The sequence below is a fragment of the Rhizobium sp. A22-96 genome (assembly GCF_053521805.1).
Window position 1 is genome coordinate 310432 of the sequence record NZ_JBNWDQ010000002.1, and the last position, 12077, is coordinate 322508.

Genomic DNA, 12077 nt, shown 5'->3' on the forward strand with positions numbered 1-12077 from the left:
AGGCTCACAAGCGCGGATGACTACTGAGCCACACCAGGCAATTCGTTGAAATTCAGGGGTGCTCCGGTTTTCGGAGCCTGGCCACTGGGTGCAGGCGTCTGCTGGGCTTCGGCCCTGGCCTTTGCCTCTGCGGCGGCCTTAGCCTTCGCCTCCTCGGCGGCGGCTCTCGCTTTGGCCTCGTCCGCTGCCTGTTTGGCCTTGGCATCATCTTCCGCCTGTTTTTGCGCAGCTGCCTGCCGGGCGAGATCGCGCAGCCGGATCTCCTCTGCACGGCGTTGCTGCTCAATGGCCGCATCCCGCTGCCTCTGCGCCTCACGTACGCCGGCGGCATATTTGTAGAGCGCCACCTCGCGCCGGAGCCGCTGCTTCTCCAGCACATTGGCCTGGAGGCGCTCGACCCGACGGCGCTCGCGCTCGAAAGCACGCACCGAGAGGAAGCTGGTGACGTCGGTGATATTTATCGTCCGGCCCGGCGTTGCGAGCGGACCGGCAAAATCGAGGCGCACAGCTGGTTCTGCGCCGCTCTGCGTCTCACTTCCGGCATTGAAGTCGATGCCGAGCGACCCGCGCATGCGCTCGTCCGGCAGGCTGATTTCGGCATTGCCGGAAAGTTTCGCCAGATCATTGCCGGCCGCAATATTGGTCGCGCGCACGACGCCGGCGGAGATGTTGAATGGTATGCTCGTGGCCGGCAGCACCGCTTCGCCATTGTTGAGCAGCGTCTGCACGATTGGCAGCACCTTGTCGGCCGTGATGTCACCCTGGATCTGGTCGGTCGCAGACAGCAATGGCGGCAGGACGGCAAGATTGAGGCCACGCACATGCGTTTCACCAAGCTTGATCTCGCCCGAACCGCTGGCATTGGCCGCAAGCTCGGCAAGGCTCTTGCCGCTTGCCTCGACATTCATTCCCAGGCCAAAGCGGCCGCTGGCGAGCGGCGCGCCGTCACGCTGCCAGGCAACGGCAGCGAGATCGCCGTCGGCAAGGTTCAGCTTCGTTTGCAGCAGCCCGGTGCCGTCGGAGTTGGCAAGCATCAGGCTGCCGCTCACCGTGCCGCCGTTCCAGCCGCCGGTCAGATCGTTCAACCGAAGCTCCTCGCCCTTATAGGCGGCATTACCCGTGAAATTCGATATTGGACCGAATACGCCAGGCCATAGTTGCTTCGCAGACAGCTTGACGCCGATATCAAGCCCGGTGAAGGCCGGCAATCCGAGCTTCTCCCTGGACAGATTGCCAGTCTTGGCATCCGTCATCGGCCCGTAGATCGACTCCGCCAGCCAACCAAGATCCACCTTGTCGAGCGCCAGCGCACCGGTCGCCTTGATATTGGCAGCCTTTCTGTCGAAGGTCAGCGCACCCGACACATTATTGTCGGCGAGCAACCCCTTCATATCGGACAGAACGATCTTGTCGGGGCTCAGCGCGGCATTGGCCTGGAATTTGACCGGCAGGCCGGTGCCCATTTGCGGCGTGCCGATACCGTTCATCACGAAATATGGATCGAGATCGGCACTTTCGAGCGACAGCGCGATATTGCCATTGAGGAAACTGTCAGGCCGCACATCGACCTTGCCATTCGCGGTGAACGACGTCTTGTCGGTCGCGAAGGTCAGCGCAGCATCGGCCGGATCAGTACCGTTTGCAGACACCTTCAGGGTCATGCGGCCATTGGCATCAGCTTCCACCGGCAGTGGATCGAGACCTGCCTGACCGAAAAGGATCGAGGTAATCGAGTTTTCGAGCGTTCCCTCAAGCGTTGTCGTGCCCTTGCCGGTGAAGGCCGAGAGATCAGACATGCGGTAATCGAAATTCACACGGCTGCCATTGGAGACACCGGCGAGCGTCACGGTCAAGGCATTGTCCTGATCGCCGCCGAGTGTCACTGCGCCGCGAAGCGCCGTGTTTCCATACCAGGCGGCATTGCGCACCAGCCGGTCCATGACGGGATGATGCGGCAGATGTTGGCGCAGCATTTCGAAGAATGGGCCGGGATCGGCAGCCTTGAAGGTGATTTCGCCCGAACCCTTGTAATCCGAGGGTGAGCCATCGGCACGCCCCGTTGCGGTGATTTCGGCACCGACGACATTGCGCACGGCAAGCTTGTCGATCGTCAGTGCACCGCCCGCGATGGAAAACGATGTGTCGACATTATCGGCCGGCACACCGAAGGCGACGAACTTTCCGGCCTGCAGATGCGCGGTGATGCGATGATCGAACAATGATTCCCCACCGTCCTGGCCGGTGAAGAGGCCCGTCAACGCTCTCAGCGCATCGAGATCGAGCGTATCCCCCATGAGATCGACGGCGAGCTTCGGTGCATCCTTCTCGTTCGGCACTTCCCGATCAAGCCGGCCCTTGAGCATCGCCGGGCCGATGGCGATCTCCAGGTTCTCGAAGCGCTGCTCCTCATGGCGCAGGCTGACATCGGCGGAGAAACCTGCCTGCCGCAGCTGCCGGATCGATGGATCGACAGACCCGACCAACCACGAAGCAAGCCCGGAGGGCTGGTTCGACGCGACGACGAGATTGCCGCTGAAGTTTGGCTCGCCCTGCAGCATCAGGTTGCCGCGTGCCTCGACCTGCGTACGCCCAGGCAGCGTGCCGATCGCATGATCGATCTTCCACCCCGTTCCCGCCGGCTCGAGATCGAGCTGCACGTCGCGCACGGTTGTGTCACCAGCGACGATTGCCGGCAGGCGGAAGGTCGCCTTGCCGGGTACCTGCGGCACCGGAATTTCAGCGGCGATCGCAATCAGGCTGTTCAGGCGCTGACGTGCCGAGACCGCCGGGTTGCGGTTGGTCTTGCCGTTGGTACCCTTGTTGTTGCCGAGACGATTGACGTCGATCTGCTGGCCATCGGCGGTCAGCAGAAACTCGGGCTTCGTCCCCGTATCCAGCGTCGCCTCGCCCGTCACCACATAGGGATCGTCGGCAGCACCGACCTCCAGGCGATACTCTGGTACACGAATGCGATCGTTGGTCAGCTCGAAGCGACCCTTGATGCGAGGCTGGGCTTGCTGCTCGCCGGAATTGCCGGAGCGCTTGTCGTCGACACCGGCATTGAACGAACCCATATAGTCCGGCTTGCTGTCGACCAGCTTCAGCTCGCCATCGAGATCGACATTGAGGGGATGACGATCGGGCATCAGCCGGGTGCGGACGCGCAACACGCCATTGTCATCCGGCTGGCTGCTGGAAACCGTAAAGTTGCCGTGCTCGCCGTCGAGCGCCGCATCGCCTTCGATACGCCACGGACCGGCCAGCGATTTGGCGGACATTTCGGCATTGAGACCGGTCACATGCCGGGTACGGCCGGATTGCTCGTCGATGAACAGCAGATCGCCGTCTTCCACATGCACGCTTTCGAGCACCACTGACTTTGCGGGAATCTCGGGTTGGCTGCCGCGCATCCAGTCGAGTGTGCCATCCTTCAGCAGCCGCAGGCGCACCTTCGGCTTCGACACGCGCATGTCGAAGATCAGCGCTTCGCCGGACAGGAAGGGAGCAAGCTCCGCATCCATGGAGAATTCGTCAATCTGCACGAGCGGCGTTCCATCAGTCTCCTGGCCAACGCGGACATCATGCAGAGTTACGGATGGGAAAGGCAGGAGACGCGCGTCGACAGTGCCGTGAACCGTCACCTTCTTGCCGATGATGCGGCTCGCCTGATCCTCGAAATTCTTGCGAAAATCGGTCCAGTCTATGAAGAGCGGAGCGAGCAGTGCCACGAACAGCACCACTACGAGCAATCCACCCAGAAAAACCAGGACCCTACCTAACAATGCGCACCGTCTCCAATCTGCATTCCAAATAAGCGATAAACCGTGACCTATCGGAGCACATACACCACATCGCCCCGGATACGCACGTTTCTATTGAACCCCATTTCAAAATCGCACCATTTTTCCAGGGCCTGCCGCATGATCTAGCGCATCCTGGCTGCTTTCCATGACATAAGTTGGGAAAAGCGGCTGCAGCCTAGAGCATGATGCCGAAAAGTGTAAGCGGTTTTCAGACGGCATCGGGCTCTACCTGTTTGATTCTAGGGCGGATTCAGATTTCAGGTCGGTTCGACCCAAAATGGTCCGGCTCTAGCGTCATTCGCACCGGCAGCAAGGCAGGATCGTGGGAACGCTCCCGTTCTCAGTGGGGATGGAATATCTTTCCGGGGTTGAAAATCGCATCGGGGTCGAGCGCCTCCTTGATCTGGCGCATCAGATCGACGGCGCTGCCGAGTTCCTGCTCGAGAAACGACATCTTGCCCTGTCCGACACCATGCTCGCCGGTGCAGGTGCCGTCCATGGCGAGCGCGCGCGCATTCAGGCGCGCAACGAAATTCTCGACCGTGGCAATCCCTTCGGGCGTCTTGTCGTCGAACAGCACAAGCACGTGGAAATTGCCGTCACCGGCATGACCGACGATCGGCGCCAGCAGCCCATGCGCCTCGATATCGGCCTGGGTCTCGGCAACGCATTCGGCAAGCCGCGAGATCGGCACGCACACATCCGTCGACAAGGCTGTCAGCTCCGGCGCCAGCGCACGGCATGCCCAATAGGCATCGTGGCGCGCCTTCCAGAGCTTGTTGCGCTCCTCGGCATTGGCAGTCCAAAGGAATTCGCCACCGCCGCATTCGGCGGCAATCTCGGCAAACTGCGCAGATTGCAGCGCAACTGTCTCCTCCGTGCCATGGAACTCGAGGAAAAGCGTCGGCTTCTCATCGTAGGTAAGGCCCGAATAACGGTTGCAGGCGCGCATCTGCATGGCATCGAGCAACTCGATGCGGGCGACGGGAATGCCCATCTGGATCGTCATGATGACGGCATCACAGGCCGCCTTCACATCCGGGAATGCGCAGGCGCCGCCAGCGATCTTCTGGGGAATGCCCTGCAGGCGCAGCGTTACCGACGTCAACACGCCGAGCGTGCCTTCCGCACCGACGAACAGCCGGGTCAGATCATAGCCGGCGGATGATTTCTTGGCGCGGCGCGCGGTGCGAATTTCCTCGCCATTTGCAGTGACGACGGTCACTGCCAGCACATTGTCCTTCATCGTGCCGTATCGCACGGCGTTGGTGCCTGAGGCACGCGTCGACGCCATGCCACCGATCGAGGCGTTGGCGCCGGGATCGATGGGGAAAAACAGGCCGGTGTCGCGAAGATAGGTGTTGAGATCCTCGCGCGTCACGCCGGGCTCCACCGTGCAGTCAAGATCCTCGGCATTGACTTCCAGCACGCGATTCATCCGGCTGAAATCGATGGAAATTCCACCCTGTGGCGCATTCACCTGCCCCTCCAGGGAAGAGCCCGCGCCAAAGGGAATGATCGGCACCTTGTGCTCCGCGCAAGCCTTGACGACGGCCTGCACATCCTCGCTCGTTTCAGCGAAAACGACACCATCGGGAAGCTGAGCGGGAATATAGGTGGTCGTATGGGCATGTTGCGAGCGAAAGCTTTCGCCGGTCTGGAAGCGCTCGCCGAATGCCTGTTTCAGGACACCGAGAACGACTGATATCCCAGCCTCGTTACGTATCCCCGCCTTCGCATCAGCCAGAACCATAATCCGAATCTCCCATCGCGCACATCGAAAGGCGTTAACCTTTTGACGGTTCTATGGGACATAGAAAGGGCGGTGTCCAGTCATGAAAATGACCCGTACTCCCGACCTCATATTGCCCCTCGCACCTTTGGGATCGGGCGGGCCTCAAAGGCTTGGAAAAGGCCCGCACAAAGAAGCGACACGGCTGAATATGCGTAAATTTTATGCAAACGCCGCACAAACTACCCGCCGAAGATGAAGCCTTCTCGCGATGGCACTGACAGTTAGTGGAGATCGGCGCCACACAGGCGACTGGCATGGCGCTTGCTTTTTGCCTTCCAGCTTACATAGCCCGATTGGAAGGACATTCGATGAAGCGCAGACAATTGCTCATGGCACTCGGCATCGCGATACTCGCGACGGGATCGCTTTCCGCCCCGCACGCAGCAAGGGCGGACGCCTTGAGCGACATCGTATCGCGCGGCACGCTGCGCGTCGCAGTTCCGCAGGACTTCCCGCCATTCGGCAGCGTCGGCACGGACATGGCGCCGATGGGCTATGACATCGATATCGCCAACCTGATCGGCGAAAAGCTTGGCGTTAAAACGGAACTTGTGCCGGTCACCAGTGCCAACCGCATTCCCTATCTGCAGACGAACAAGGTCGATCTGGTGATTTCGAGCCTCGGCAAGAATCCTGACCGTGAAAAGGTCATCGATTTCTCCGACGCCTATGCGCCGTTCTTCAACGGGATCTTCGGCCCGGTTGAGACGGCCGCCGCCAAGCCGGAGGATCTTTCCGGCAAGACGATCGGCGTCACCCGCGGCGCGATCGAGGATCTGGCGCTGACGAAGGTCGCGCCACAGGACGCGACGATCAAGCGCTACGAAGACAATAACGGCACCATCTCGGCCTTTCTCTCTGGCCAGGTGCAATTGATCGCCACGGGCAATGTCGTCGCCGCGGCGATCCTTGCCAAGAACCCGCCGAAAAAGCCCGAGATGAAATTCCTCATCACCAATTCGCCCTGCTATATCGGCCTCAACAAGAGCGAGCCGGCCCTGCAGAAGAAGGTCGATGAGATCATCGCCGCCGCCAAGGCCGATGGAACGCTGAACAAGATCTCGCAGAAGTGGCTCGGCGCTGACCTTCCCGCCGGCTTCTGATCAACGCACGACAGACCGCGCTGTCCACTGGCGGCGCGGTCTGTCCGAGCGAGGCATCTTCCCATGCGCTATCATTTCGACTTCGGCTGGCTCGCCGAATATTACCCGGTCCTGATCAAGGGTGTCCTCGTCACGCTCGAGCTGACCCTGATCGGCGCCGTGCTCGGCATCATTCTCGGCATAGCCTGCGCCTGGGTGCGTGCGCTCGGCCCAGGCTGGCTCAAACCTCTTGTCGCCACCTATGTCGAGCTGATCCGCAACACGCCATTTCTGATCCAGCTGTTCTTCATCTTCTTCGGCCTGCCCGGCATCGGTGTCCAGATGAACGAGATGACGGCCGCCAATCTCGCCATGGTCATCAATCTCGGCGCCTATAGCTGCGAGATCATCCGCGCCGGCATACAGGCAACCCCGCGCGGCCAGTTTGAGGCCGGCGCCAGCCTCGCGATGACGCCATTCGAGACCTTCCGTCATGTCGTCCTCGTGCCCTCCCTGCAGCGCATCTGGCCGGCGCTGTCATCACAGGTCGTCATCGTCATGCTCGGCTCCTCGGTCGTCTCGCAGATCGCGGCGGAAGATCTGACCTTCGCGGCAAACTTCATCCAGTCGCGCTCCTTCCGCGCCTTCGAAGCCTATTTCGTGTCTACGGCGATCTATCTGGCGCTGGCGATCCTGCTCCGGCAGGCGCTTGCGGCTGTCGGCGCATTGATCTTTCCACGCAGGGCCAGCCGATGATCCAGTTCACCACATGGGATATTCTCCGCGGCCTGCTTTTGGCCACGCGCTGGACGATACTTCTGTCGCTGGTCTCCTTTGCCGGCGGCGCCATCGTCGGCGCAACCCTGCTGTTCCTGCGCATCGGCAAGCGCAAAGCCGGGCGCATCGCCGTCAAGTATTTCGTTGAGCTGTTTCAGGGCACGCCGCTGCTGATGCAGCTCTTCCTCGCCTTCTTCGGCCTGGGCCTGTTCGGCATCGACGTACCGGCGTGGCTCGCTGCGGGCGCTGCACTGACCCTCTGGTCGGCCGCCTTCCTTACCGAAATCTGGCGCGGCTGCGTCGAGGCGGTCGCCAAAGGCCAATGGGAGGCCTCCGCCAGCCTCGGCATGGGCTATATCCAGCAGATGCGCTACGTCATCCTGCCGCAGGCGCTGCGCATCGCCGTGCCGCCGACGGTCGGTTTCTCCGTGCAGGTCGTCAAGGGCACCGCCCTCACCTCGATCATCGGCTTCGTAGAGTTGTCGAAGGCCGGCACCGTCATCACCAATGCGACCTTCCAGCCATTCACCGTCTACGGCTTCGTCGCACTCATCTATTTTGCCCTGTGCTGGCCGCTGTCGAAAAGCAGCCAGATCCTGGAAAGGAAGCTCAATGTCGCTCATCGAGGTCACTGAAGTCCGCAAGAGCTTTGGCACCAACGAGGTTCTGAAAGGCATCAACCTTGATGTCGAACCCGGCGAGGTGATCGCCATTATCGGCAAGAGCGGCTCGGGAAAGTCGACGCTTCTGCGCTGCATCAATGGGCTGGAGACGATCAATGACGGCTCGATCTCAGTCGCAGGCGCGCAACTCCTGCCCGACGACCTGCACTTGAAGGCGCTGCGGCTGAAGGTCGGCATGATCTTCCAGCAATTCAATCTCTTCCCGCACTTGAGTGCGGGCCGCAACGTCATGCTGTCGCAAATGGTCGTCAAGAAGATCGCCAAGGCAGAAGCGGAGGCCATGGCGCGGCGGATGCTCGATCGCGTTGGCCTCGGGCACAAGTTCGACGCCTATCCGGACGAACTCTCCGGCGGCCAGCAACAGCGTGTCGCAATTGCCAGAGCACTCGCCATGCAGCCGATCGCGCTTCTCTGCGACGAGATCACCTCGGCGCTCGACCCGGAGCTGGTCGCCGAAGTTCTCGCCGTTGTGCGCGAACTGGCAAGCGAAGGCATGACGCTGCTGATGGTGACGCATGAGATGAAATTCGCTCGCGACGTCTGCTCCCGCGTGGTCTTCATGCATCAGGGGCGAGTTCACGAAATCGGGCCACCGAGCGACGTCTTCGCCAATCCGCAGACGCCGGAACTCAAGCAGTTCCTCGGCCACCACTGAAAGCTGGTCAGCCCCGCTGTCCGCCTCCCCGCACCATGTTGCCCCAAGCACCGGGCGCGATGCCGAAGGCCTTCTTGAAATGTCGGGTCAGATGGCTTTGGTCGGCAAAGCCGGTCGCAGCGGCAATTTCGGCAATCGGCTCCCCCTGGCTGATCATGATCTTTGCCTGCTGCAGCCGCCGCATCAGCAGGAAGCGGTGCGGACTGGTGGCGAAGGCAGCTCGAAAATGCCGGGCGAGCGCGAACCGATCGAGGCCGGTGATCCGCTCAAGGTCCTGTGAACTCACGCCCCGGGTCGCATGCGCTTCCAGATAGTCGCGCGCCGCTTTCGCCTGCCCCCAGGCGATGCTGCCCAGCGGCCTCAGCGGCAGGCGCGCATGCTGCACGAGACCATCGGCAAGCTGCGAGACGAAGTCGTCCACGAAGAGTTCATCGAGTTCCCGGTCGAGTTCACCAAGCGCTGCCAACAGCAGGCCGGCAAAGCGATTATCCTCAATCACAGGCTCGTCGACAAAAGGCAGGCCGATGCGTGCCGCCTCCAGACACTGAAACAGCAGGGAAGGCTCCAGATAGAGCATCCGGTAGACGAGGCCGTCATCGGTTGCCGCCCCGCCGTCATGCAGCTCGTCCGGATGCAGAACGATCACCCGCCCCGGCAGGCTGTAGCGCTGCTCGCCACGATAACGGAAGGTCTGAACGCCGCGCATGGTGACCCCCAGCGCATAGGTGTCGTGCCGATGGAGATCGAAGGCGTCGCCGCGAAATTGCGCCTGTATGCGTTCGATGCCCGGATAGGCGGGCGCCGACAGGATGCGGTTCGCTTCAGGCGTCACGCACAAACGTTCAAGACCCTCGAAGATCTGTCCGGCTACATCCTCGCGCAACGTCCCATTTCCAGACTGCATGAAAGTGACCACCGATGTTCGATACCAAAATCGCGATCGTCCTGCGAAGCGACCTTCAATCCTGGCAAAAACTGAATGTGACCGCATTTCTCACAAGCGGCATAGCCGGACAAAATCCGGAAATCATCGGCGAACCCTATCGCGATCGTGCCGGCAACGTCTACAACGCATTATCGATCCAGCCGATCATCGTCCTCTCGGCCGACGAAGGCAGCATCGCAACCATCCATCGCCGCTCGCTGGAACGCGGCGTCACCTCTTCGCTGTTCATTGAGGAAATGTTTGCGACCGGTCATGATGCGGCCAATCGCGCCGTCTTTTCCGAATTCGCCCCCGAAGACGCCAAGGTCGTCGGCATCGCCATCCGGGCCGACAAAAAGATCGTCGACAAGATCACCAAGGGCGCAAGCATGCACGCATGATAACAGCGCGCAAGAAAAACGGCCGGATCGCGAGATCCGGCCGTTTTTGATTGAGAAAGGCTTAGCCGTTCTGCGTGATCGGCGCGATCTGGATCTCGACGCGGCGGTTCTGGGCGCGTCCAGCTTCGCTCGCGTTGGATGCAACCGGCTGCGTCGGACCGAAGCCAATGGCGGACATGCGGCGCTGGTCGATGCCCTGGCTGCCAAGGTAAGAGGCAACCGAGCCGGCGCGGCGTTCGGACAGATCCTGGTTATGCTGCAGGCTGCCGGTCGAGTCCGTATGACCGTTGACGTCGATCAGCGTGCGGTTGAACTTGCGCAGAACGATGGCGACCGAATTAAGCGTCGCGAAGAATTCCGGCTTGATCGCATCCCGGTCGATATCGAAGGTGATCGCCGACGGCATGTTCAGAATGATGCGGTCACCAGCGCGGGTAACCGAAACCCCGGTACCCTGCAGCTGTGCGCGCAGCTCGGATTCCTGCTGGTCCATATAGTTGCCGATGCCGGCACCTGCGAGTGCGCCGACACCGGCGCCGATCAACGCTGCATTGCGGCGCGAAGACGGCGAATGACCGATGAGAAGGCCGGCCACAGCGCCGACGCCCGCACCGAGTGCCGCACCGCCCGCCGTGTTGGACATCTTCTGCTCGCCCGTATAGGGGTCGGTCGTCGTGCATGCGTTCAAAAAGGCCGCCGCTAGGGCAAGCATGGCAATTTTCTTGATCATAGAATCGTCGCTCTCCAGTTCGATGGCCGCAGCAGATATGAAGCATTGCGGCAATATGATGAAGAGAAAACTTCTCCAGACCGTTGTCCCCTGTGCACAGCGCAAACGTGCGGCTTTTCAGAACACCGATCACCGCCCCGAGATCCCGAGGGGTCGACGATCAGAGATTCTGGAAGAGCTGCAGTACGGTATTGTAGCTCGCATTGGCGATCGAGAGTGACTGCAGTCCGAGCTGCTGCTGCGTCTGCAACGCCAGGACCTTGCTGGACTGCTGCTCCATATCGGCGTCCACGAGCTTGCCGACGCCGCTGGTCAGCGAATCGCTGAGCTGCTGGGCGAACGCCGTCTGCAGGCCGATGCGGGATTCGAGAGAACCGAAGGCGGAGCCGATTGTGTTCAACTGCTGCAGCATCCCCGTCACGGTGTTGACCATATCGGTCAGGGCACCCTTCGTCGTATTGGCATCGAGCGAGATTTCGACCTGGCCGCTCGTATTGCCGTTCTTGCTGCCGATCAGCACATAATTCTTGGCAGAACCGGCGGCGGTGGCAAAGGCAGTCGAAGTCAGTACGCCATATCCGCCTGAGCCACTCGACTGATCGTCGATCAGGTAACGCGCATCGCTTGAGGTGATGGTCCCGCTCGTCGACGTCACGCCTTCGTAGTTCAGCATGCCGATCGAGACGGTTCCATTGCTGCCGCGGATGAGAGAACCGGGAACCTGGTGCGGCTTCGTCGGATCGGTGCCATCCTGCAGCACGGTCCAGTTGACACCGTTGAAGGTCGCTGACTCCCCGACATTGCGCAACTGCTGCTTGAGCTGCGTGATCTCATCGTTGAGCTTGGTCCGGTCGACGCTCGTCTCGTAGGCGCTGACCAGCTTCGTCCGGATCTGCGTCACGACGTCGATCGCGCTACTGACGCCCGTGGACGCGGTATTGACCGTGGACGCCGCAAGGCCGAGTGCATCCTGCACCGATGAGATCGCGCCGATGTCGGTATGCGTCAAAACCGAGATTTTCCAGTAGGTAGCGTTGTCATTGGCCGTCTGCACCCGCAGTCCGGACGACATCTGCCGCTCCGCATTGGTCAATTTTGCCTGGGTGTTTTTCAACACTTCCAGCGCTGTATTCACAGAGGGACTGACCCTGATGAAGGTCGAAAAAATACTCACGGCACACGAACTCCGGACGCAACAATACGCAACAAATACTGGGAGACATCGG

Annotated in this window: 10 protein-coding genes; 5 read left to right on the forward strand and 5 right to left on the reverse strand. The window is 60.9% G+C overall.

The genetic code is table 11. From position 1 onward, the window contains the following. Nucleotides 1–20 precede the first annotated feature (20 nt). Both ACQZ6F_RS08005 and ACQZ6F_RS08010 read right to left on the reverse strand, forming a co-directional pair. Entirely contained in the window at nt 21–3782 is a 3762-nt protein-coding gene (locus ACQZ6F_RS08005; RefSeq protein ID WP_449092182.1) for an AsmA family protein, read from the reverse strand. A 361-nt stretch (nt 3783–4143) separates the two neighbouring features. Then, nucleotides 4144–5556, reverse strand: coding sequence for an FAD-binding oxidoreductase (locus tag ACQZ6F_RS08010; protein WP_449092181.1), 1413 nt, complete (start codon nt 5554–5556; stop codon nt 4144–4146). Between the two features lie 350 nt (nt 5557–5906). On the opposite strand from ACQZ6F_RS08010, the gene ACQZ6F_RS08015 reads away from it, so the two are divergent. The 4 genes from ACQZ6F_RS08015 to ACQZ6F_RS08030 all read left to right on the forward strand — a co-directional run bounded on the left by ACQZ6F_RS08015 (nt 5907) and on the right by ACQZ6F_RS08030 (nt 8795). Beyond that, the gene (locus ACQZ6F_RS08015) at nt 5907–6701 is read left to right on the forward strand and encodes a transporter substrate-binding domain-containing protein (protein ID WP_449092180.1); all 795 of its coding nucleotides are present in this window, start codon (nt 5907–5909) and stop codon (nt 6699–6701) included. 63 nt (nt 6702–6764) lie between these two features. Further along, entirely contained in the window at nt 6765–7436 is a 672-nt protein-coding gene (locus tag ACQZ6F_RS08020) for an amino acid ABC transporter permease (RefSeq protein ID WP_449092179.1), read from the forward strand. After that, nucleotides 7433–8092, forward strand: coding sequence for an amino acid ABC transporter permease (locus ACQZ6F_RS08025; RefSeq protein ID WP_068398530.1), 660 nt, complete (start codon nt 7433–7435; stop codon nt 8090–8092). The genes ACQZ6F_RS08020 and ACQZ6F_RS08025 overlap by 4 nt, the downstream gene beginning before the upstream one ends. Then, the gene (locus ACQZ6F_RS08030) at nt 8070–8795 is read left to right on the forward strand and encodes an amino acid ABC transporter ATP-binding protein (protein WP_068398527.1); all 726 of its coding nucleotides are present in this window, start codon (nt 8070–8072) and stop codon (nt 8793–8795) included. Before ACQZ6F_RS08025 ends, ACQZ6F_RS08030 begins: the two co-directional genes overlap by 23 nt. Nucleotides 8796–8802: 7 nt before the next feature. Here ACQZ6F_RS08030 and ACQZ6F_RS08035 read toward each other — a convergent pair whose 3' ends face one another. Then, nucleotides 8803–9699, reverse strand: a complete 897-nt coding sequence (locus ACQZ6F_RS08035; RefSeq protein WP_449092178.1) for an AraC family transcriptional regulator — start codon at nt 9697–9699, stop codon at nt 8803–8805. A gap of 14 nt (nt 9700–9713) precedes the next feature. Here ACQZ6F_RS08035 and ACQZ6F_RS08040 point away from each other — a divergent pair, with 14 nt between their 5' ends. Beyond that, nucleotides 9714–10121 carry a DUF2000 family protein gene (locus ACQZ6F_RS08040; RefSeq protein WP_449092177.1) on the forward strand — a complete coding sequence of 136 codons (408 nt, stop codon included), beginning with the start codon at nt 9714–9716 and terminating at the stop codon, nt 10119–10121. 61 nt (nt 10122–10182) lie between these two features. Here ACQZ6F_RS08040 and ACQZ6F_RS08045 read toward each other — a convergent pair whose 3' ends face one another. Beyond that, nucleotides 10183–10851: an OmpA family protein gene (locus ACQZ6F_RS08045; RefSeq protein WP_068398924.1), complete on the reverse strand. Its 669-nt coding sequence runs from the start codon at nt 10849–10851 to the stop codon at nt 10183–10185. Nucleotides 10852–11011: 160 nt separating this feature from the next. After that, nucleotides 11012–12025 carry a flagellin N-terminal helical domain-containing protein gene (locus ACQZ6F_RS08050; protein ID WP_077468993.1) on the reverse strand — a complete coding sequence of 338 codons (1014 nt, stop codon included), beginning with the start codon at nt 12023–12025 and terminating at the stop codon, nt 11012–11014. Nucleotides 12026–12077: the final 52 nt, after the last annotated feature.